Origin of the sequence: Aliivibrio kagoshimensis, assembly GCF_050337105.1 — a bacterium.
Classification (GTDB): domain Bacteria; phylum Pseudomonadota; class Gammaproteobacteria; order Enterobacterales; family Vibrionaceae; genus Aliivibrio_A; species Aliivibrio_A kagoshimensis.
The window spans coordinates 72,360-96,058 of the sequence record NZ_JAKJSQ010000006.1 but is presented as its reverse complement, the minus strand read 5'-3'; the positions used below and the strand labels follow the sequence as shown (position 1 = coordinate 96,058).

Annotated in this window: 22 protein-coding genes; 4 read left to right on the top strand and 18 right to left on the bottom strand. The window is 38.5% G+C overall.

The window, feature by feature from the left end:
• The 15 genes from L4C32_RS04060 to L4C32_RS03990 form a co-directional block, all read right to left on the bottom strand.
• A partial coding sequence (locus tag L4C32_RS04060) for a hypothetical protein (RefSeq protein ID WP_428195579.1) occupies positions 1-521 on the bottom strand: 521 nt, incomplete at its 3' end.
• A gap of 932 nt (positions 522-1,453) precedes the next feature.
• Positions 1,454-2,665: an N-acetyl sugar amidotransferase gene (locus L4C32_RS04055; protein WP_428195578.1), complete on the bottom strand. Its 1,212-nt coding sequence runs from the start codon at positions 2,663-2,665 to the stop codon at positions 1,454-1,456.
• Positions 2,666-2,674: 9 nt separating this feature from the next.
• Positions 2,675-3,271, bottom strand: a complete 597-nt coding sequence (gene hisH, locus L4C32_RS04050; protein WP_428195577.1) for an imidazole glycerol phosphate synthase subunit HisH — start codon at positions 3,269-3,271, stop codon at positions 2,675-2,677.
• On the bottom strand, positions 3,271-4,020 hold the full coding sequence (gene hisF, locus L4C32_RS04045) for an imidazole glycerol phosphate synthase subunit HisF (protein WP_428195576.1): 750 nt from the start codon (positions 4,018-4,020) through the stop codon (positions 3,271-3,273). Before hisF ends, hisH begins: the two co-directional genes overlap by 1 nt.
• 42 nt (positions 4,021-4,062) lie before the next feature.
• Positions 4,063-4,764: an acylneuraminate cytidylyltransferase family protein gene (locus L4C32_RS04040; RefSeq protein WP_428195575.1), complete on the bottom strand. Its 702-nt coding sequence runs from the start codon at positions 4,762-4,764 to the stop codon at positions 4,063-4,065.
• Entirely contained in the window at positions 4,764-5,825 is a 1,062-nt protein-coding gene (locus L4C32_RS04035; RefSeq protein WP_428195574.1) for a nucleotidyltransferase family protein, read from the bottom strand. The genes L4C32_RS04040 and L4C32_RS04035 overlap by 1 nt, the downstream gene beginning before the upstream one ends.
• Entirely contained in the window at positions 5,818-6,750 is a 933-nt protein-coding gene (locus L4C32_RS04030; RefSeq protein ID WP_428195573.1) for a methionyl-tRNA formyltransferase, read from the bottom strand. The genes L4C32_RS04035 and L4C32_RS04030 overlap by 8 nt, the downstream gene beginning before the upstream one ends.
• On the bottom strand, positions 6,747-7,814 hold the full coding sequence (gene neuB, locus L4C32_RS04025; protein ID WP_428195572.1) for an N-acetylneuraminate synthase: 1,068 nt from the start codon (positions 7,812-7,814) through the stop codon (positions 6,747-6,749). The genes L4C32_RS04030 and neuB overlap by 4 nt, the downstream gene beginning before the upstream one ends.
• 7 nt (positions 7,815-7,821) lie before the next feature.
• Entirely contained in the window at positions 7,822-8,991 is a 1,170-nt protein-coding gene (gene neuC / locus L4C32_RS04020; protein WP_428195571.1) for a UDP-N-acetylglucosamine 2-epimerase, read from the bottom strand.
• 16 nt (positions 8,992-9,007) lie between these two features.
• Positions 9,008-10,147, bottom strand: coding sequence for a LegC family aminotransferase (locus tag L4C32_RS04015; RefSeq protein WP_428195570.1), 1,140 nt, complete (start codon positions 10,145-10,147; stop codon positions 9,008-9,010).
• Between the two features lie 33 nt (positions 10,148-10,180).
• Positions 10,181-11,371, bottom strand: coding sequence for a UDP-N-acetylglucosamine 4,6-dehydratase (locus L4C32_RS04010; RefSeq protein ID WP_428195569.1), 1,191 nt, complete (start codon positions 11,369-11,371; stop codon positions 10,181-10,183).
• Positions 11,372-11,421: 50 nt separating this feature from the next.
• Positions 11,422-13,203: an ABC transporter ATP-binding protein gene (locus L4C32_RS04005; protein WP_428195568.1), complete on the bottom strand. Its 1,782-nt coding sequence runs from the start codon at positions 13,201-13,203 to the stop codon at positions 11,422-11,424.
• A 539-nt stretch (positions 13,204-13,742) separates the two neighbouring features.
• The gene (locus L4C32_RS04000; protein WP_428195567.1) at positions 13,743-14,393 is read right to left on the bottom strand and encodes a TetR/AcrR family transcriptional regulator; all 651 of its coding nucleotides are present in this window, start codon (positions 14,391-14,393) and stop codon (positions 13,743-13,745) included.
• A 155-nt stretch (positions 14,394-14,548) separates the two neighbouring features.
• A complete protein-coding gene (locus L4C32_RS03995) occupies positions 14,549-14,899 on the bottom strand; it encodes a four helix bundle protein (RefSeq protein WP_428195566.1) in 351 nt (116 codons plus the stop codon).
• A gap of 342 nt (positions 14,900-15,241) precedes the next feature.
• Positions 15,242-16,603 carry an MBL fold metallo-hydrolase RNA specificity domain-containing protein gene (locus L4C32_RS03990; RefSeq protein ID WP_428195565.1) on the bottom strand — a complete coding sequence of 454 codons (1,362 nt, stop codon included), beginning with the start codon at positions 16,601-16,603 and terminating at the stop codon, positions 15,242-15,244.
• Positions 16,604-17,188: 585 nt separating this feature from the next.
• Between L4C32_RS03990 and rfaD the strand changes: the two genes are divergently transcribed.
• The 4 genes from rfaD (at position 17,189) to L4C32_RS03970 (ending at position 21,500) form a co-directional block, all read left to right on the top strand.
• Complete coding sequence (rfaD, locus tag L4C32_RS03985; protein ID WP_428195564.1) at positions 17,189-18,130, top strand: ADP-glyceromanno-heptose 6-epimerase; 942 nt, start codon at positions 17,189-17,191, stop codon at positions 18,128-18,130.
• A 201-nt stretch (positions 18,131-18,331) separates the two neighbouring features.
• A complete protein-coding gene (gene waaF / locus L4C32_RS03980) occupies positions 18,332-19,387 on the top strand; it encodes a lipopolysaccharide heptosyltransferase II (RefSeq protein WP_428195563.1) in 1,056 nt (351 codons plus the stop codon).
• A complete protein-coding gene (waaA, locus tag L4C32_RS03975) occupies positions 19,381-20,658 on the top strand; it encodes a lipid IV(A) 3-deoxy-D-manno-octulosonic acid transferase (protein ID WP_428195562.1) in 1,278 nt (425 codons plus the stop codon). The genes waaF and waaA overlap by 7 nt, the downstream gene beginning before the upstream one ends.
• A gap of 8 nt (positions 20,659-20,666) precedes the next feature.
• Positions 20,667-21,500 (top strand): hypothetical protein, encoded by an 834-nt coding sequence (locus tag L4C32_RS03970; protein ID WP_428195561.1) that lies wholly within the window; start codon positions 20,667-20,669, stop codon positions 21,498-21,500.
• Positions 21,501-21,546: 46 nt separating this feature from the next.
• Here the strand turns inward: L4C32_RS03970 and L4C32_RS03965 are convergent, their stop codons facing one another.
• Genes L4C32_RS03965 through rfbD form a run of 3 tightly spaced genes read right to left on the bottom strand, consistent with a single transcriptional unit; the run spans position 21,547 to position 23,699 of the window.
• The gene (locus L4C32_RS03965; protein ID WP_428195560.1) at positions 21,547-22,233 is read right to left on the bottom strand and encodes a CatB-related O-acetyltransferase; all 687 of its coding nucleotides are present in this window, start codon (positions 22,231-22,233) and stop codon (positions 21,547-21,549) included.
• A 39-nt stretch (positions 22,234-22,272) separates the two neighbouring features.
• Positions 22,273-22,821, bottom strand: coding sequence for a dTDP-4-dehydrorhamnose 3,5-epimerase (gene rfbC / locus L4C32_RS03960; RefSeq protein WP_428195559.1), 549 nt, complete (start codon positions 22,819-22,821; stop codon positions 22,273-22,275).
• Between the two features lie 5 nt (positions 22,822-22,826).
• The gene (rfbD, locus tag L4C32_RS03955; RefSeq protein ID WP_428195558.1) at positions 22,827-23,699 is read right to left on the bottom strand and encodes a dTDP-4-dehydrorhamnose reductase; all 873 of its coding nucleotides are present in this window, start codon (positions 23,697-23,699) and stop codon (positions 22,827-22,829) included.

Genomic DNA, 23,699 nt, shown 5'->3' with positions numbered 1-23,699 from the left:
GTATAAATTAACTTCAAAACTCTTAATAATAATTTGTCAAATGTAATATTCAAAATCTTCCTTTTTGCTTTTAGAAAGAAACCACTATAAAATCCTTTTTCTTTTTCTTTTTCTTTTTCTTTTTTATTAAATAAATATTTATTGTCTGGCTTAATATCTTTATAGAAGCAATCGATGAATAGTGAAAACATTTGGTTATATCCATTGATATCATGTGTATAGTAATTTCTAAAACCATCGAAGTCTGCTATGAATTTATAATCAGTTAAGCTCATTTTAGTAAATGATATGTTTTTATTAAAGTTTTTTTTATGATGTAAATATTGGTCGTAAGAGATGTGAACATATCTTCTGAATCCCATTGAAAGTGCTTTCCTCCAGAATGCGTCAGAAAGCGTTGTGTTATGAATTTCATTTAAAACTGGAATTAACCCAGCAATGTATTTTTCTTCTTTTGTTCTTAGATATTTTAATTTAGATTTGTAAGCCAACTTTGAATCGAATTCAGTATCAAAATTCACTGAGTCGTCGAATACATTATAATGATTCTTTATCATAAAAACCCTGTTTTTGATGTCGTAAGCTCTAGAAGAAAATATGAATTATAACTTCACTATCAAAGAAATTAATAATGAACACCTAATAATGGATATGTACTAATTAATACTAAATAATTATTTTTAAAAACCCGAATTATTGAATTTCACCCACTATTTGTTTTTTCTAAGAAGTTAAACACAAGTCYGGTGCTAGCTATACCAATTTTTAGTTTAGAGTTCATATATTATTTCATTCTAATATCAATAATTATGGCTACCAGCCCTAATAGGTACCGGATAGCTAGTGTGTAAGTGATATTTGTTAATTCCGCATAGAGTTATCTTGATAGCAGATGCTACTGCCATCACTTAAAGCTCAAGTGTTCATATGTTAATTTTTAACCCCACCTGAATAATTAGTGAAATTCAAGTAATCACGAACTAAAAGTGCTCTCTGATTCTTTGTAACTATACGAAAGATTTATCATTGAAAGATTATTACATTAGAACTGTCCGTTATCAATGTTCTAATATTCACATCAGTTCATAGAATATAAATTCAAAATTCCTATATTGCTTTTAACGGGTTAGACCCAGTTAACTGAAATCATTACTGTCTTTCAAGTTATCCTGTCAACACACATAAATCACCAACACAAAATATCTCGAGCATACATCCTTGAGGTAATCAATAATTGCATAAATGCAGAAGATTCTTGTTCATTTTTATCATTATCCTGCTTACAAAAGTTATTGTTCTATAAGAATATGCAAACATATTATTGGTCCGCATTGGAAGAGCTTAAGCTGTTCAATGCCGTTATTATAGATTACAAACCCTCCGAACCGATACGAAATGCGAGAAGGATAATACATCCAAGATTTAATACTCAATTACTCGTTAGTGCTTTCATTTAACTTTTCCAAATTGGATGCTTTAATTGCCATTTACTATCGATTTTTTCCCAAAGATGTTTAGACCTAAATTTATCGATCACTTCATTATAACGCTCAATCGTTATTCCCATATATTCACAGCAATCTTTGACATACTCATCTGGATACTCACCATCAAATCTTTTGATAAGTGCAATACCTTCATCCCGAGTAATATCACCGTTACGAACTTCTTGTGCTGTATCATATGTTGCTCGACCAATTCCAAATTTAATATGTGTTGTATGAAAGTTTAACCAGTCAAACTTATCATCTAAGCCACTATATTTACTATGACTGCCTTCAGTTCTAAAGTCATTTGGTAAGAAGTTTGTATTTTCAACAGCATAATAATACTCCTCTTGTGGATGCCATTTCAAATAATATCCTAGAAAGTGTAATTCAGTACCTGTTTTATGTAAATCATGAGGATTGACTGGTAAATATGGTTTTACATCAGCATGAGTGAATCCATACTTCTCAATAATATCCTTAACTGAAACGCCACCTAGATAAATATCATCAAAGCTCTTGTCTGATGCATAATATCCTTCATCTCTCGTTGGTTTTTCGTTATATTTAATATTATTACCATACTCTGCTCCATTTTCCCCATACATTACTAACGGGATATCTAAAAGTGTAGAAAGATACATTGGTGCATGATTTTGACCTAATGTAAATGGTTGGAATGGGTGACATAAGTTTTCAAATGAAAGTTTTGATAGCAGTCTATGCAACTTTTGATTTGGAGTAATTGTATAACAAGCAAATCCTGCATCTAACCATGAGTCCATATTTCTACGCCCCATTGGGGTCATCAACTGAGGTGGCCATGTCACCAAAAGTGGATTCATTCCATAATTATACTTTAATTCGTAGGCAGCTCTTACGCTATCTTTACCGCCACTACCTGGGACAAGTACATCATACCTACCATCATTTCTTCTGAACCTATCACAAAGCTCTTTTAATTGCTGATCTCTGTCTTTCCAGTCAATTTCTTTTTTCTTTTCTATCCATTTGCATGCCTCACAAATACCATCATCCCCAAAAGAAATAACTCTTTTTAGTTCATCTTTATTATTGTTATATGCTACGGATGCAGATGGGCGCTGATTACTAATAGTACATTTTTTACAATATTTTACCTCTAATGGTAATCCATACTGTCCAAATAATTCACTCATTGCTCACCTCTAAATACTTAAAAAGTTTTTAAATAGTTTTATACCTGCATCCCTGCTCTTTTCAGGATGAAACTGCACTCCATAGAAGTTATCTTTTTTAACAACAGATACAATTTCATGCCCTAGGTATTCCGTTAACGCTACTATGTTTGTATAATTAACCACTTCAAAAGAGTGCATAAAATAAAAATACTCTGAGTCTAAGTCTTTTAATAATAACGTTTCACCAGTGGCTATAATCTTGTTAAATCCTACATGTGGTACAGGCCCATCACAAACTATCTTTTTTACTTCGGCATTAATAACGCCTAAGCCTTCTGAGCGACCATATTCAAAACCGATTTTTGATAACAGCTGCATCCCTAAACATATGCCTAAAGTAGGCTTCTTACTAGAGGTAATACAATTAATTAGGCCTCGGTCTTTTAATTCTGTCATTCCATCATAAAAACTCCCAACACCAGGCAAAACAATACGGTCTACTAAATCAAAGTCACTCGGCTTTTCAATTATCTGAACTATACCATTAGCTTTTTCAATCGCTTTTACAATGCTATGTATGTTACCTGCATTCCCATATCTTACAACGCCGACTATCGAGCTCATCATGACTCCATATTTAAATCATTTAGATAAGTTTTAATATCTTGTACAGTGCACTGCTTATAATGCAGGATACTAGAAATAGCGACACCACTAGGTTGAGCATATAAAACTAAGTCTCCAATATCCTTCAAAGAACCAGCACCACTTGCAACAACCACAGGTATATTGACACTATTAACAACACCTTTCGCTAATTCTAAATCGAAACCTCTCTGCCTTCCATCACAGTCAACTGATTGTAATAAAATCTCGCCTGCCCCAAGCTCTTCTACCTCTTGTATCCAATCATAGACATTTCTTCCACTTGAAATTCTTCCACAATCAGTTAGACACATCCAAATACTATTTATTCTTTTTGCTTCAATGCTCACACAGACAGCTTGACTTCCGAATATCTCCGCAGCTTCAGTTATTAATTGTGGATTTGATTGGGCAACATAAGTATTAATTACAACTTTGTCGGCACCAGAATTAAATAGTAATTTACAATCACTAATGCTTTTTACTCCGCCCCCGACTGCAAATGGAACATATAGGTTTCTAGCTGTTTCCATTATCGGATCAGGTAATATTTCTCTTTGATACAATGAAGCCACTATATCGATATAGAAAATTTCATCGGCACCTTGACTATAATAATCCTCTGCGATTACATTAGGAAAACCTATTTTCCTTAGTCCTTCAAAGTGTACTGGTTTTACAACATATGGCGGCTTAACATCCAGCTTTACGATTATTCTTGTTTTCATTTTAGCCCTATCGCTTTTAAATAAAAATTATTCATAAATAAATTAAAAATAATTATACGTGCTTTTTAAAAGAAGTTCAGCAATATCAAAATCAAGTTGAGTATCAATATCAACAGATACATCATTTCCCATTACGTAAGCAAATGATTCTGATGTGTAGCAGATTTTCCCTATTTCTTTAAGTCTATATTTATTAAAACAATAAATTGCTCCATTTAAACGATAATACTTATCTAGGTCTTGTGATCGTTTCATTGTTTCTGTAGGTAAGAATTCCCCCATTGATTCATCTTCAGGCAAGGTATTAGACCAAAGCGGCGAATGTTCACAGGGAGTTACTGATACGACCGAAAATGCATCTTTTTTGATAAGTAATTCAAGTGCTTCGTCAATATGCTCAGCAGTACGAAGCGGAGATGTTGGTTGTAAAACAACAACAATATCTATATCACAACCAAATTTGTTCAAAGTATAAAAAAGTACACTTTCTGTTGTGGCTATATCTGAAGATAATTCACCAGGCCTTAATTCAGGAACTTCAACATCATATGAACGAGATACTTCAGCAACTTCTTGATCATCTGTACTAACAAATAGAGTATCAATATATTTACTTTTCTGTGCTGCTTCAATACTCCAGCCAATTAAGGGTTTTCCATTTAAAGTGAGTACATTTTTTCTTGGTAATCTTTTGCTGCCACCACGACCCGGAATTATAGCCATCACTTTTTTTTTATTAATCATTATAATATACCCAAAGTATGAATATCTGCTTGTGCGCGATTAAAATCATTCATACGTCCTATATCTAACCAATATTCATGAATAGGAAACATTAAAACATTATCACGTTCATTCATATGCTGCTCTAGCAGTGTTGGCATATCAATATGGTGGTTTTCAGGAACCGATTGGATCACTTGTGGCGACACAACATAAATACCAGCATTAACAAAATAACGTTGAATAGGTTTCTCTACCATACTGATTATTTTATTTCCTTCACCATTAATTACACCATAAGGTATTTGGTAATCATATTCGCGAACGCACATTGTTGCATCAGCTTTGTTCTCCGTATGAAAATCCAATAAACGCTCAAAATCAACCTTAGTAAGCACATCACCATTCATCATAATCAATGGTAGCTCTTGCGGTAAATCGTCAGGAAGTAAACCAAGTGCACCAGCAGTACCTAATGGAGTCTCTTCATGAACATAGTTGATCTTCACTCCTAATTCAGAACCATCACCAAAGTGTCGTTCAATTTTTTCTGGCATGTAATGTGTCGAAATATAAAAATTAACAAAACCAGCTTTAATAAAACGGCGAATTACTGTTTCTAGGATTGGCTTGTTCCCAATTTTCAGCATAGGTTTAGGACAACTGTTAGTGAGGGGTCGTAAGCGTGTACCAAATCCACCTGCCATTATAAATACAGGATTATGATACTGAGGTTTATCAACTAGTTCATCATGTAGTGATGATAATCCAACTAATTTTCCATCCTTGATAAGTGGAATAGATAAAATATCTCGCTTATTCATTTCTTGGATAAGTACATTTTTATCAGTATCAAACGTGCAAGTAAATGGGTTCTTATTCATTATAGTATTGACAGACGAATCTAATGTTAAACCCTTTAAGAGTCCTCTTCGGATATCGCCATCAGAAAGCACACCAAGAAGCTGATAACCCTCATCTACTACAAGCGCTGTTCTTATAGAATTATCATCAATAATTTGAAGAGCACCTTTAATCGAAAGTTCAGGTTTAATAATGACCCTTTTCCAATCTTTATTCACAGTAAACCTTATTTATTAATCTTGTACCTATTCTAAAAGTAGGGATATAAGCTGCAGATAACTGATTGTTAGTAACATCACAGATACCGGTAAGTTTAATTGTACTGTCACCCACCTTAACAACTACACAACTTGCGTTTCTTCCAACGACTTCACCAATCGTTGCAATATAATTCGGTGCATTATCTATTAACTCAGCACTCTCTATAGCAAATTCTTTGTTATCAAAAAAGAAACGGGCACAAGGACCTGGTTTAGATATTGCTCTTACAAAGTTATAAATTCGCTCACAACCCCATTTAAAATCAATGACTTCATCCCCGAATGTACGGATACCAAAGTAAGTTCCTACTGGATGAATATCTTTTTGTTTTATTCGTTCTACTGATGACGTCGATATTTTCACGATTGCCGAATACAACACATTCGCACACTCGGTAATCGATTTCTCTAGAAGAGTATTATAGGTATCATTCAGTTTAATTGGATACAACCTTTGTTCAATAATATCACCTGTATCTATACCTTCATCAACATAATGAACAGTAATCCCAAATGAAGACTCACCATTAATAAGCGCCCAGTTTAATGGATTGCGCCCTCTATAATATGGAAGAGCTCCAGCATGACAATTAATAAATCCTTGCGGTGCATAATTAATAATGTCCGCTTTTAATATTTGATTAAACGACATAGACACCAAAAGTTCTGGTTTATGTTCATTCATTACTGATAAAAAATTATCTGTATTGACATTTTCAACTGGAATAAATGGAACCTGCAGCTTTTCAGCCCAGCTTTTTAAAACTGGATCTTGGGTATCGAAGCGAGGAACAATGAAGACAATTTCTAACCCGGTAGTATTATATATTAGTTCCAAGGCTTTATGAGACCAAGGGCCATCTGCAAAATATCCTATTCTCATGAAAGTATCTCTTCTTTTTTAAATGTCTTCACCGCTTTTTTACCAAGCAGCCCCCAATAGTCATAAGGGCTTATTCCTGTTCCTGGCCTTTTTATTGTAATATTTTTACTTGTAAAAATATCTCCTTCAACAATATCTATAGCAGCGATAATACTTTTCCTAGCCACTGCTATATTTTTAGTTTCTGATTTTGCTGGGCTTTTAATCCCATTTCCCAAAGCTTTTTCAACCTGACGAATAGCTAAAACCATCGATGCTAGCTCAGCTGGTTCTAAAGATGCTTTGTGGTCTGGGCCATCCATGTTCTTATCAAGTGTAAAATGTTTTTCAATTAAAACAGCACCACGTGCAACTGCTGCTATTGGAATGATAATCCCTTCACTATGATCAGAATATCCTGCTGGTAAATTAAATGCATTTCCTAATGTATCCATTGCTTTAAGATTGATATCATCTATTGGTGCTGGATACTCAGTTGTACAATGTAATATTGTCACTTTCTCTTGTAGTAATTGTTGACCTTCACAAGAAGTATAAGCTCTTTGGAAAGCTTCTCTACTTGGTTCTTCATCTTCTTTCATATAGCCAAATGCGATTACCCCTAAGGCTGATTCAACCTCAGCCAACGTTGCCATTCCTGTTGATACAATCAAATCACAGTTCGTTCTGGCGTGTTCAAGTATTAATGGGGCATTAGTTATTTCACCCGACGGTAACTTTAATCGAGTCAAGCCCAAATCATTAACTAAAAAACTTAGACTCTCGGAATCAAACGCTGTTGAAAGAAACTCAATTCCAAGTTTGTTACAGTAATCAATTAATTCTTGATGTATTGAGTAAGGAAGTTCTAGACGTGATAGCATCTGAAGCTGAGTCTCTTTCTTTTTTGTATTAACAACTTGATACTCGGCCTGTATAGCTTCTGAAGATGCAAGTTTACTTGCTTTGAAAGTTTGAAATTTAACAATATCAGCACCTGCCTGATGAGCAGCTTCAATCAACTTTAATGCAAGTTTTTTGTCACCATTATGGTTAACGCCTGCTTCTGCAATAATTAAGGTCATTATCTTCTTACTCCACGTCATTAAAACTTATATCGTAAAACGTTTTACATGGCTCAAAGTTCAGTGATTTGATCATCTCAACCACTTGGCCACTAGTATCACCTTGTCCATATGGATTATGAATAGTCTCATCTGCCTGTTTATAACCACGAGTGACCGCCACTTCAATCGCTTCTGAAATAGAATGTTGATTCGGTTGAGCGTTTAAAACACTTCTCGCCGCTAAACGTCCTTTTTGTCTTGTCCCAATATTAACCGTGGGTACATCAAAAGAAGGAACTTCTATAATACCGCTAGAGGAGTTACCAATCACTGCAGTAGCGTGTGCAACTGAGCTTAAGTAACGAACCTGTCCCAAAGATGGAATAGCGAGAACACGCTGAGCATTGTTGCGAGCGTACTCTTCCAACATAGGAATAATCCGTCGCCCTCCGTCATCAGCATTGGGATACGTTAAGATCACTTGATGTTCACTGTACTCATCCAATGCATCGAGCAGAGCTTGAAATGTGGATTCAGGTGCTTCATCACCCAATGTGACTGGGTGATAAGTAACAACAAAGTAAGGTTTAGTTAGCTTAAAACCGAGCGACTCAGATAATTCATCAACACTCATGAATGTGGCACGCTTAAGATGGTCAAGACCAATTGCACCTACATTTTTGACTCGGTTTGGCTCTTCACCAAGTTGGATAACACGTTGGCGATACGCTTCGGTTGATGTGCCATGTAAGTAACTTAATTTGGTGATAGCATGACGAATCGCGTCATCGTACGCACCTTCTGTAATCTCTCCGCCATGCAAGTGAACAATGGGGATACGCATGATCATTGCCGTTTGTGCTGCGGCTAACGCTTCAAATCGATCACCTAAAATGACCAACACATCAGGCTTTAATCGAGATAGAGCATCTGAAAACCCTAAAACGCCTAATCCCATGCTTTTTGCTGTGCCGACTGCAGAATCTGAAGAGAGCAGAATTTCAATCTTTTCATCAATCACAAAACCATCGTTTTCTATCTGCTGATAGGTTTCACCAAATTCTGGCGATAGATGCATACCTGATACAAGTAACTGCAACTGCAATTGTGAGTCACTTTGAATGTCTTTTAAAAGCCAAAAGAGCAGGCCATACTCTGCTCTTGTGCCTGTAAATACTGCTACTTTTTTATCCATGGGTAGACTCTTCACTCTAGATAGGACTGCTCGGTAAATTAATCAAATGCGCTTCAATATGCTCTGAATGAATTAACTCTCCACGTGGCACATCTTTAAACATAGGCAAACGATGCATCAACTGCCAGATTGGACGAGTCATTACACCTGCGTCGTTAGTCTGTTTAAGCAGTTCATCACGAGCCGAAACCGATGGGCAAATCAGAGCATTGAGCCAATAGTTGGACTGTGCATATTCTGGCTCCACCACAAACTGAAAATCACTTTGCGCAAAAAAATCTTCGTAGCGATTAGCCAATACTCTTTTTTGTGCAAGATATTGATCTAACACTTCCATTTGCGCACAACCCAACGCTGCATTTAGGTTAGGCATACGATAATTAAAACCTGCTTCGTCGTGGTAAAATTCATACGGATGTGGGACTTTAGCAGTTGTAGTTATGTGTTTAGTTCGAGCACCAAGCTCGGACGTTTTACACAGAATCATACCGCCGCCCCCTGTCGTAATGATTTTATTACCATTAAAACTCACTGCACCAAAATCACCGAGCGTACCCGTGTGTTGGCCTTTATAAAAAGAGCCTAAACTTTCAGCTGCATCTTCAACTAAGGCAATATTCCATTTCTGACAAACTGCAATAAGCTCATCTAACTCAACAGGGTGGCCAAAGGTATGCATTGGCACTACGGCACGTATTGCGCGCCTACTCTGTTTATGAATACAGCCACTGTCAGTTACCTGTGCGTTTTGAGTCAGGAATTCATCCATCGCTTTAGGGCAAAGGCCTAAACTGACAGGCGATACATCGACGAAAATAGGAGTCGCACCCATATGATGCAGTGCATTACAGGTCGCCACAAACGTCAAGGCTTGTGTAATAACAAAGTCACCTGGCTGAACACCCGCCATATACAGGGCGGCATGGAGTGCAGCGGTACCATTTACCGTCGCTACTGCTTTTTCTGTTCCAGTATACGCTTCAATTTTTTGCTCAAACTGATCGACAAATTTACCTACGCTAGAAACAAACGTGCTTTGAATCGTTTCTAAAACGTACTTTTGCTCATTGCCATCAAATGTTGGCGCATGCAATGGAATAAAATCATTAGTTTGGTATACATCTCGAACAAACTTTACGATTGATGCCTGGCTCATGGTTTAGCTCTCTACTGTTAATAACGCTAGCAATTACATTTTGCTATCGAGATATTTACCCGTCTCTTTATGCCCAAAATCAGGGATCATCGTAAAGAATAGCTTCACTATCTCTTCCTTGCTCCACTGACGATCAGATTTCATTTGAGCAATTTTCTGCTCAAACAGTTCAAGCAGTTGCTGCTGATAGAGCGGTTCATTTTTAATGATGCCTAAATTCTCAAAGCGTTCCATATCCAAGACTTCATTATCGGTAAAAAACTCTTCGAAATCTTTTTCACCTGTTGTGTCACTTGAAGTGAACAGACATGGCCACTTACCTTGGGCAGGTAATGTTTTTGCTAACTCACGAGCTTCATCTTCGCTTTCGCATAAGTACGGTTCGAAACCTCGCTGCTTGAGATATTTAATCGCTATATCTGCAAACGAAATAAGGTGCAGCGCTTCACTCAGCTTAGGGAAAAAGATATCGCGATTCTCACCAAAGATACATGACATCAAACAGAGCTCACCTGACTCTTGCGGTGTCACAAAATAGCGTTTGATATCATTTGGGGCAACGATTGGCTGATTCTTTTGAATACGTTGACTAAAGCCGTGCAGTAGTGAACCGTCAGAGAAAGCCACATTGGCGAAACGAGCGGTCGAAATAGCTATCTGTTCACTTTTACGCATCAGGAACATCTCCATGATTCGCTTCGATGCCCCCATCATATTGACTGGATTGGCAGCTTTATCGGTAGATACACAGAAGTACTTCTTCACACCAGAATCAATCGATTGTTGGATGGTTTTGTCTGTATTAAACACGTTCACATCGATCATTCGCATCAAAGTAAACGGATCTTTTTCGCTGCGTACATGTTTCAGTGCCGATAAATTAAGCACGTAATCATACTGGCCATCCGCTTTAATAAATGCATCGTACTCAATGGAACCAATATCTAAAGCAAAGGTTTGAAAGTCACCGTTGATGTAACCAAATGAACTACGAATATCGCGAACCAGCTCAACCATGTTATTTTCACTGATATCTACAACATGCAGTTTTTGTGGATTACGTTTGAAGATCTCTTTGGTGACCGCTTGGCCGATAGAGCCTGCACCACCTAAAACAAGAAAGCGAGACTTTGAAACGATTTGAGACAACTCCGTTTCATGGCTAGTGATATCTTGTGTGGATAAGGCATTGGTACGACCAATTAACGATAAGGTACAACCCATTTATTTAAATTCCTGACTTTATATTAAATTACCTAAGAAGTTGTTACTTATTAAGCAAACTTATCCATTTTTCTAAAACATTCATTATTCTCCATCAAATACTGATAACTACCAGCATCGACTACTTCACCTTTTTCCATAAAATAGATACGATCACAATTTCTAATAGTTTTTAATCGATGTGCAATCATTACAATAGTTTTTTTACCCGATAACCTATCGATTGATTCCATTATTTGATTTTCAGTAATACCATCCAAAGCGCTGGTCGCTTCATCGAAGATTAGGATTTCAGACTCAGCATATAATGCTCTTGCTATACTTATCCTTTGCCTTTGACCACCAGATATCTGTATACCATTTTCACCAAGCTGGCTATCTAGTCCTTCAGATAAATTATATACTAGTTCACTCAAACAAGATAACTCGACAGCTTTATTGACTTTATCCCAATCTATTTCAGAGTAATCAACACCAAAGGCAATGTTCTCAGCAATTGTAGAATCTAATAAACTAACAACTTGAGGTACATAAGAAATATTATGGTGCCAGTCTGATAATTTCTCTATTGATTCACCATTAGCTTTTAGGTTGCCACTATCTAATGATAATAGACCACAAAGTACGTCAATTAATGTCGATTTACCTGAGCCTGAATGCCCTACAACTCCAATTTTTTCAAATTTATTGATCTTTAAATTAATTGAATTTAAGGCTAATTGCGTATTCTTATTATATGAAAAACAACCTTCTGAGACTTCCAACGATGTCTCAAATGGAACAACATTCGAGTTACTATCAGTTGATTTTTTTATTGAACTAAATGCCATATCTGTTCTCAATATGTCGAGAACAGATATATTGCCTTTGATAGTAGCAAGATTGTTATATACTTGTTGTAATGAAGGTAGTAATTTAAATGCGGCTAAACCATAAATAGTAAGTAATGGAAGTATAGTCGAGAAATCATTACCTTTAATAATAAGATTTAGCATGATGATCATTATCATACTTACGTAAGCAAGCCACTCCATCATATACCTTGGTGCTCCTGCAATGGTCATTGTGCTTGCCTGAGCTTGTGATTGTTGTAAACTTTGCTTTTCAAAGGCCTTAATAAAGTACTGCCTTTTATCTAATAGAATTGCTGTTTTAGTATTAGTAAATGATTCTTTGACTATTTTACTTTTCTTCTGGTTAGCTTGTGTAACTAGAAATCCATTTCGTTGCAATCTTTTCTTAAGCACTGCTGAGATGAAAACATAGCTAGATACAAAAAACAAAATAACAAAAAAACTTGTTTCAATATCATACGAAAAAATTGCTATACTTATTAATAAAATAAATACCRATCGAGATAGCATATTTACTGCAGGCGTAAGCACACTAAATACTAATCGGTTACTTTCTATAAGAACTTTATTTGATAAATTACTTGAATTATTTTTTATATAATAGACCCACTCACGAGATTGATAAAAATCAAACAACCTACAAGTCAACTCATGGCCAAAACCTAATGATATCTGATTGATTTTTTTTGTCATAATTATTGACAACAATGAACTTACTGTTAAAAGCGCCAATATAACACAGGATATAATGAATAATACGCTGCTAAATGATGTACTTTCGGGAAGTGATATATTCACAAAACTTAAGTACGAATCTAATTTGCTATTATCTGAAATGATCCCCATAAATCCGGCTATCATCCCAATGGTAATAAGCTCAAATAATGAGATACCTACAACCATTACTTGTAATATAGCGAGCCTTCTTCGTTGTTCTAAAGATAGAATTGCCCATAATTGTTTAATTTTTCTTATCATTTTATTGAATTACTATCCCACATTTTTAATTTAAGTACTTTATATGTTACGAAAATCATGGACATCGCTATCAATACGGTCAAATAACGGTTACGATTTGACGTCCTCATATTACATACTCACCTTTAAGCTGTTTGTATTTTAATATGTTCTAGTAGCGCTTTTTCTATCTGATGTTATATCTAAACGTATGACTCTTTTATCTCTTGATAAATCACCTCTACATCAAAGGCTTAGCTCAACCATGTCTTAATGTATCAATATTGAATTGAATCCATAAATAGGATTGGTTACTCACTGTTTTGCTTCCAAGTTGCTTTATGAATGTATTAGAAAATTGGAAATGGTCTACAAATCGGGCATCGCCAGTCAATTATTATACAGAAACTCGATCTATGGCAATGCAAATCGGAGACCTCATTATGCCATAAATTCACATGATTTTCCTGTGGTCTGCACACGCTACCGCCCTGAGGTTATTCGCATCCCCAAGGCGCACAGACTGTATCTGTCATCAAATTGTTTGTAAACTAGGTACTCTATCTACACTGCTCTAAATAATATTGCTCTAATGCTACAAATTGTTTCTTACCATCAACGGTTGCTATCGGCTTCACCACATTGAGCATCTGAAGCATGCCTCTATAGATATCTTTCTCTGTAATCACCGTGTCTATCGACATAGTTGTTTGATAACTGATCCAACACGTTGAAACGAGATGCAGTGTTTTCGTTAATGCTACAACCTCTTCATCTTCTAGGTTTACTAAACCTGTATCTCGAAAACTGAACATTATACTTACAAGGTTATCGTGCAACTCTTGCTGAGCTTTAAGATATTTTTGCTGTAACGCCTTATCACGGCTCAAAATATTGGGTAAATTACTATAGAGAAATCGATAATTCCACATCAACATAAAGATTGAGTCTAAATAATTCTGCATGATATGGAAGGTTGGCATAATACTCTTTTGTTCACTCTCACCAATTGCTGGGAAACGCACCTTTAAATCAAGCGCGTATTGGTCGAAGATCGAATGAATGATCTCCTCTTTATTGTGAAAGTGATAATAGAGATTACCAGGACTGATTTCTAGATGTGCAGCTATGTGGTTGGTGGTGATGTTACGTTCACCGCTTTGGTTGAAGAGCTGCAGGGCACAGTTAATGATTCGGTCTTTGGTTTTCATGTTGTGCTACTGCCTTCCGCTTGTCTTCAATATTTCATTGTTCACAGTATAGCGGAAATGGTAGGGAGTCTGAAGTGTTCAGATCGCTTCGCTAGCAGAATTCAGGAGACTATACGCTACGCTAACTAGAACGCTACGCTCTAGAGACTATAAAGTCAAAAGCCCTTGCTCTTCTCCTTTTGGATAATTGTGGCGATGATTTTTGCGATTTGTCTGGTTTCATTTACTAAAAGAGCTGCAGGTTCCTTTGGTACGCTCGATGTTTCAATCGCTATCAGCAACTGCGTAAGCAGTTCACCACAAGATCCTTTGGCATAATAGTAAAATCGAATTTTCTCCTTCACTGTTTCCCTTTCCTCCCCCTCGGATATATTTGACGGCACAGATAGCGAAGAGCGCAATATTTGATCTTTTAATGCAAAATTCCTATTCCCTTCAAATAGCTCGATAACGTCACAAGCCAGCCGAGCAGACCGTTGCCATACCTTCAGTTGTTCAAACAGCATTTCTACTTACCTTTAGATAATCATACTCAATGAGAAACTAGAAACTAGAAACTAGAAACTATATGAGCACACTCAGCAACGGCGTTCTATTCTTTTTTCTTTTATAGTCTCTAGTCAGCGCAGCGTATAGTTTCTAGTATCAAACCGCGACGCACACCACGTTTACGTCTTGATGAAGACAATTCAATCAAGGTTAACCCTGTGAGCGATCTTTCTTTATAGTCTCTAGTCAGCGAAGCGTATAGTTTCTAGTATCAAACCTCGACGCCCACACGTTTACGCCATGATGAAGACAATTCAGTAAAGGTTAAGCCTGTGAGCGATCTTTTTTATAGTATCTAGTTAGCGAAGCGTATAGTTTCTAGTCTCCAACTCCCGTTCAAACTCCTGACGAACCTCATCCTCCCCATGTACCACAACCACCTCCTTGCGCCCCTCCTCAATCCCTTCGACAAATTTGATGAGATCAGCTTGATCAGCGTGGGCTGAATAACCGGACATGGTGTGAACCTGTGCATTCACTTGCACATTATGATCATCTATCCAAACAGTATCTGAACCATTTTGCAGCTCTCGGCCTAATGTGCCATGAGCTTGGTACCCTGCCAAAATAACATCCGTGCGCTTATCGGGTAACAGGGCTTCTAGATAATTCATCACTCGACCGCCGCTGCACATACCACTGGCCGCCACAATGATGCAGGGATCAGCAGTGGTTTTTAACCGGTTAACAATCTGGCAGTGATCGTTATGGCTCTCTATGGTGATGCATTGTTCAAAATCTAAAGGGTGCCGTTGATGACGCAGTTTTCTCTTCGCTTCTTTGCTCCACAGCTTTTTAAAGCGGCGATACTGTTTGGTCACTCTGCTGGCTAGCGGCGAGTCGAGGATAACTGGAATCGTTGTATTGATGGCGTGTTCATAAATCAAGTGTTCAATATCGAACAGCAACTCTTGGGTTCTGCCCACTGAGAACGCGGGGATAATAATCGCCCCGCCATCTTGCAGTGATCGCTCGATAATTTCCTGCAAACGGTTTGCCCGAGTCTCTACGTTATCGTGCAGTTTGTTGCCATAGGTACTCTCGATGATTAACAGGTCGGCACGTTTAGGAGATATGGGATCGGCCAACAAGGGTGTATTGCATGGCCCAAGATCACCAGAAAAGACCATGACTTCATTATTGGGCAGTTTTATTTCAATATAGGCAGAGCCTAAGATGTGACCAGCCGGTTGGAATCTAACGTATAGGATTAAGGGGCCAAGAGAGAGTCTATGCCATTGATTATATGGAATAGGTTTTATCTGTTTCTTGATCAGCTCTAACACGCTTTCCCTCTGAGAGGCGTTCAGTCCTAATTGAAGTTTCAAGCCATCATCTAGCATCAGTGGCACTAACTCTGCAGTTGCCGGCGTGCAATAAATTGGTTGTTTGAACCCTTTGGCCAGTAACCAGGGTAAGCGGCCGATATGATCAATGTGAGTATGGGTAAGTAGCAGTGCTTTGATGTGACCAATGGGGAATTCAATATCAAGTTTGCGCGGTGTTCCATTACTATCTTTCGCATCCTTTCCTTGAAACAGACCGCAATCTACTAAAATGCCGTAATTGTTAACTTTCAACTCATGACAAGAACCGGTTACGCCATATTTTCCGCCGTGGTGAATGAGTTCGGTTTTGATGTTGGTTTGAGTTTGCTGCATACAAAATCCTTTTCTATACGCTGTCGTTAACTAGAAACTAGATCGCTTCGCTACTATAAGAGCATTTACTGCTTTCTATTCTCTTATAGTCTCTAGCCAGCGAAGCGTATCGTTTCTAGTATTGAGTTTCGAGGCAGGTCTCATTGCAGAGCCTATACGCTGCCGCTGACTAGAAGCTAGATCGCTGCGCTACTATAAGTGCGAAGTTCCTGAGCTTTATTCTTTTATAGTCTCTAGTTAGCAAAGCGTATCGTTTCTAGTATTGAACTTCGAGGCAGGTCTCATTGCAGAGCCTATACGCTGTCGCTAACTAGAGACTAGATCGCTGCGCTGCTATAAGAGCATTTTTGATCTCTACTCTCTTATAGTCTCTAGCTAGCGAAGCGTATCGTTTCTAGTATTGAACTTCGAGGCAGATCTCAATGCAGAGCCTATACGCTATCGCTGACTAGAAGCTAGAGACTATAAGTGCGACCCCTCAAATCTATTCTCTTATAGTCTCTATCCAGCGAAGCGATCTAGTTTCTAGTCTTAACTTTCTTTGATACAATTAGCCCAATTCAAAACTTTCTCGGTAGGTTCAAAATGATCATTGTAACTGGCGGCGCTGGCATGATTGGCAGCAACATTATTAAAGCTCTTAACGACTCCGGTATTAATGATATTTTAGTGGTCGACAACCTCAAAGATGGCAAAAAATTCAAAAATCTCGTCGATCTTGATATTACCGACTACATGGATAAAGAGGACTTCATTGCCCAGATTATGGCGGGTGATGATTTTGGTTCTATCGATGCTGTTTTCCATGAGGGTGCGTGCTCTGCTACCACCGAGTGGGATGGCAAGTACATGATGATGAACAATTACGAATACTCAAAAGAGTTGCTTCACTTCTGTATTGAACGCGAAATTCCATTCCTTTATGCCTCTTCTGCTGCCACTTACGGTGATACCGACAAGTTTATTGAAGCTCGTGAGTATGAAGGAGCATTAAATGTCTACGGTTACTCAAAACAGCAATTTGATAACTACGTAAGACGCTTATGGGCTGATGCGGAAGCGCATGGTGAGACTGTTTCTCAAATTACCGGTTTTCGCTACTTCAATGTGTATGGCCCCCGCGAGCAGCACAAAGGTTCTATGGCATCCGTTGCCTTCCACCTCAATAACCAAATGAATGCGGGTGATAACCCAAAGCTGTTTACTGGCAGTGATCAGTTCGAACGTGATTTCGTCTATGTAGGCGATGTTGCAGCAGTCAATCTGTGGTTCTTGGAAAATGGCGTATCGGGTATTTTCAATTGCGGTACTGGTCGTGCAGAACCTTTCCGCGAAGTAGCAGACGCTGTTATTAAACACCATGGCAGAGGCGAAGTTGAGACGATTCCTTTCCCTGAGCACCTAAAAGGCGCATATCAAGAGTTCACCCAAGCTGATTTAACCAAACTTCGAGCTGCTGGCTGTGATGTTGAGTTTAAGTCAGTTGCAGAGGGTGTTGCGGAGTATATGGCAATAGTGAATCGCTAGAAACTATATGCTACGCTGACTAGAACGCTTCGCTTATAGAAACTATAAAAGCAAGAACAAAACAGTCATACTCGCTCTTATAGTCTCTAGTCTCTAGTCTCTAGTCTCTAGTCTCTAGTCTCTAGTCTCTAGTCTCTAGTCTCTAGTCTCTAGTCTCTAGTCTCTAGTCTCTAGAAAGCATTAATGAATAATTGGTAATAAATGAAAATATTAGTGATTGGCCCCTCATGGGTGGGTGATATGGTGATGTCTCAATCACTGTATATCACTTTAAAGCAGCAATACCCGGATGCCATTATTGATGTGATGGCGCCTGCGTGGTGTAAACCGATTTTAGAGCGTATGCCAGAGGTAAGCCAAGCAATAGGGATGCCGCTTGGTCATGGGGATTTTAATCTGCTTGGTCGTAGAGCACTGGGTAAAGAGTTAGGCAAGCAGGGTTATGATAGAGCCTATGTCTGCCCAAACTCTGCAAAATCCGCTTTGATTCCTTGGTTTGCTAATATTCCACAACGTATCGGCTGGAAAGGCGAGATGCGTTACGGACTACTCAACGATCTGCGCAGCAATAAAAAAGCGTTTCAATTTATGGTTGAGCGTTACGTGGCTTTGGCTCACCCTAAAGCAGAGATGATTGATTCTAGCTCATTAGGTGGATTAGACACCTTACCTAGACCAAGCTTAACGATTGATGACATCACTCAAAAAGCAGCAATTGAGAAGTTTAACCTCGACACAACAGCAAAAGTTATTGGTTTATGCCCTGGGGCTGAATTTGGCCCAGCGAAAAAGTGGCCTGAAACGCACTATGCCGAAGTGGCTCACGTTATGTGTCAACAAGGCCATCATGTGTGGCTATTTGGTTCAGGAAAGGATCTAGACAGCTGTAACGGCATTAAAGAGAAGGTTCCTGCTGAGTTCCATACTCAAATACATGTTCTGGCCGGACAAACCAGCCTGATCGAAGCGGTTGATCTTCTGGGCGCTTGTGAAACCGTCATCAGCAACGATTCTGGTTTAATGCACGTGGCAGCGGCAGTCGGTTGTAATGTCGTGGCGGTATATGGTTCTACCTCTCCTAAATACACACCACCACTGGCGAAAAATGTCGACATTGTCCATACCGATATAGAGTGTCGCCCATGCTTTAAACGTGAGTGCCAATTTAAACATTTGAAATGCCTCTCTGAACTTTCTCCACAACAAGTCCTTACTAGTATTAAGAAACTGGAAGCGATTCAGGTCAGTTCATGCTAATTCGAGTCTTTTATACGTTAGTACTCACTCTTGCTGCGCCGTTGCTGTTATTTGGGCTCTATAAAAGCAAACCCAACAAGCCCAAGTTTGGTCCACGCTGGAAAGAGCACTTCGGTTTTACTCCCTCTCTTACTTCAAATGGTCGCCCACTGTGGATTCACGCGGTTTCTGTAGGAGAGTGCATCGCTGCTATTCCACTGATAAAAGAGTTAAAAGAGAGAAACCCAGAGCAAACCATTGTTGTCACTACTACTACCAGCACTGGATGTGAACAGATAGAGAAACTCGGCGATCTGGTTGAGCATCGCTATATGCCGATTGATTTCTCTTTTGCTGTTCGAGGTTTCTTAAAAGCAGTAAACCCAGAAAAGATGCTAATTATCGAAACGGAACTGTGGCCAAACACACTCCATACGGTTCACTCTGCTGGCATTCCAATCGTTGTCATCAATGCTCGCTTGTCTGAAAAATCTTGCCAGAACTACGCTAGAGTTCAGCCACTGTTCAACTTACTTTCCCCATGCTTAAGTAAAGTATTGTGTCAATCACAGGCCGATGCTGATCGTTTTGCACGTTTAGGGGTTAACTTAGAGCAACTTGAAACTACTGGCTCTATAAAATTTGATATCCAGATATCGGATGTGATCAAACAAAAAGGCAAAGAGCTCAGAAATAAACTAGGAAATGACAGGCCTGTATGGATTGCTGCTAGTACACACAAGGGTGAAGACGAGCAAGTGCTTGCTGCACACTTAGAAGTGTTAAAACAACATCCAAATGCTCTGCTTATTCTTGTACCCCGCCACCCAGAACGCTTTGACAGTGTTTTTGAGTTGGGTAAAAGCTTCGGGGTTAATAGTGTGAAACGGACCTCTAATGATTCCGTCACTTCTGAAGCTCAAGTCTACCTCGGTGATACCATGGGAGAGATGCTCGTGCTTATGGGTGCTGCTGATATTTGCTTTATGGGTGGTAGTTTGCTTGGTGGTAAAGTTGGTGGACATAATGTATTAGAGCCTGCAGCATTAGGAATGCCAATTATCTCTGGTCCGAGTTATTTTAATTTTCAAGAGATTGTCTCCTTAATGAGCAAAGATACTGCCATTAATATTGTTAATAACAGTACTCAGCTCGCTGAAAAAGTAACTCTACTCCTCACAGATGCAAGTCTTAGAGCAGGGCAAACTCAAAAATTAACCAAAATTGTTGCAATGAACAGTGGCTCCATTTCCAGCACCTTAAGGCACTTGTTGGCAGTAGGAAAGAACTAGGATTGAATATGTCTCATCACTACTATTTTGTTCAACTCAGAAGAAGAGCCATTAAGAAGTTTATCAAGCTCACTCATAAAGAGTCAGATTGGTATAAAATTGATTACTGGCCTGATATCAAGGTCACTGGAAAAAAAGTCTTGTTTAGAAGAAAGCCTCTGAATATCCAACGCTTCTCCGACATGTCATTAGATGTAACCAAAGAATCCACGGTTAATATTATAGGCTCAGGCCCCAGTGTTAAAAATCTGGATATGAATAAGCTACACAATCATAGTAATATCTTCCTCAACGGAGCAATCAGCATCGCGACAGAGCAAAACCTGCCCGTTTTTGCTCATGTCGTTATGGATGCCACTTTTGTTTACAAGCGTTTTGACCTTCTACAATCTTACTCAGAAAGGACAAAATTGATTGTCAGTTTGGGGGCGTTATGCGCGATTGCTGAACGAGACCTCTCTATTATTGAAAATAATGATATCTATCTATTTAATATCGATCAATTTTCAGAAGAGACTCAGTTTACTGATAACCTAGATGATGGAGTCGTAGATGGTGGCACTGTTATGGCTATTGCCGTGCAGGTCGCTTTTCATCTAAACCCGAAGCGTGTCTGTTTGCTTGGTTTAGATATATCAAATGCTAAAGAGCCTCGTTTTTATGAGAATAACCAGAACATGCAAAAGTGCGGGCTACTTAATGACTATAACGAGAAAATCCTTCCCTTTATGAGCAATGCCGCCAATTTGTTTCAAGATAGCTCTATTGGTATCTTTAACTGTTCGCCAATATCAAAACTGCCTTTTAATATAATTCCTTATAGTGATTGTTATGAAAAATAGTATTGGAAATAGCTCGACATCGTACAAAGTGACCTTTTTGACTTGATCAGTTAAAAAAATCAGATTCGTTATACATAGTGCTGATTTTTTCTTTTATTTTTTCATCTGACCAGTTCCACCATTTCTCTTCTAACAGTTGGTTGATCGTATTGCTATCAAACCTGTACTTTATCACTTTAGCAGGGACTCCTGCGACAATGGCGTATGGTGGGACGTCACGGTTAACTACAGAGCCTGCCGCAACAATCGAACCATCAGCAATATTTACCCCAGGAAGAATTGTTACATTTGAGCCAATCCACACATCATTCCCAATAATTACGTCACTTAACTGTTCAGGAATTTGCTTGCTTTCAGGTATAAACCCTCTATTTTTACTATAAAGAATCGAGCTTGTGGATTTAAAATGAATAGGGTGGTTACCTGCAACAATAACAACATGCGGAGCTATAGATGAGAAAGAGCCAACGGATTTTAACAACTTCGCACCATTCATTCTGACACTCCAAAAAGCCTTATAGCCAATAGTGGATTTACCTACAGAAAAGCCACAAAATTTGGAACTTATATACCGATGGAGATCATCCTTTTTATGTCCTCTTAGGTATATCAAAGCGAAATAAGCTATTGACTTAATAGGATGAAAAATCCTCTCACCATGTTCTCTTTTTGAAATATATTTACCACAAATATTAAGAAGAAAGAGATCTATTTTATTAAATTCATTTTTCATCACTATACTCAAATTATCTATGCGAACTACGTGGAACGATTATAATAATACTTTCAACTCACTCAACTTTAATGCTTGACGATCTTTATCCGATAACATCGGCTCATCACTTAACGGCCACTCTATCCCAATCTCGGGATCATTCCATGCAATAGAGTGTTCCGCTTGCGGATTATAGTAATCAGTACACTTATAGACAAATTCAGCTTCATCACTGGTCACATAGAAGCCATGTGCAAACCCTTCCGGCACCCAAAGTTGACGCTTGTTTTCGGCAGATAGAAATTCACCAACCCACTGACCAAAAGTCGGCGACCCTTTCCTGATATCAACGGCCACATCAAACACTTCACCAGAGATAACACGCACTAACTTACCTTGCGTATTTTCAGTTTGGTAATGCAACCCGCGCAGAATCCCTTTTTTGGACTTCGAGTGGTTATCTTGAACAAAGGATGTTGGCTTCCCCGTAACTAACTGTTCAAACTGATTTTGGCTCCATGTCTCCATAAAAAAACCACGCTCATCACCAAATACTTTGGGTTCAATAATTTTTACATCGGGTATTTTGGTATCAATGATTTTCATATTGTTCACTTATAGTCTTGGATTTGATTGAGCGCTTGCTGCCAATCGCTTGCTTCAATGGTAAATTCTCGAGATATTTTACTGCAATTCAGTTTCGAATTCACAGGTCTAGTCGCTGGCGTAGGGTAATCAGAAGTTGGGATATTACTTAGTGTTGGCGCTTTATTAACTACCTTATGCTCTGCTGCTTGGTTGAAGATATCAGCAGCAAACTCAAACCAAGAGACGTGTGGCAAGCCTGAGAAGTGATAAATGCCCCAATTGACCTGTTGTTTTTCCTGAATAGCCTGGGCAATCTTTATAAGCGCAGTGGCAATATCACCTGCATAGGTTGGACCGCCATATTGATCACCCACGATCGACAGCGCTTCCCTATCTCGACCTAATCTGAGCATGGTTTTGACAAAGTTATTGCCATATTCGGAGAATACCCAAGCGGTACGTAAAATAATATGCTTGTCGCAATTTTCTATGACCGCGTTTTCACCCGCTAATTTACTTTGGCCATAAACAGATTGTGGAGCCGTTTTGTCAGTTTCGCTGTACTCCCCTATTTTGTCACCTGAAAAGACATAATCCGTCGATATATGTAACAGCGCAGCACCTGTTTTATGAGCCGCTTTTGCTAAATATTTAGGGCCATCGCTATTTATTGAAAAAGCTAATCCACTCTCACTTTCTGCCTTGTCTACAGCAGTATAGGCCGCTGCATTAATGATGATATTAGGGTTGAATTTTGTCACTAAAAGTTCAACTGCATGCTCATCAGTAATGTCTAACGACTCCCGGTCTACCGCTAACAGTTCAACAACTCCAGTTAGTTTGTTTACTAAACTGGTGCCTACTTGTCCATTACACCCTGTAACCAGAATTTTCAT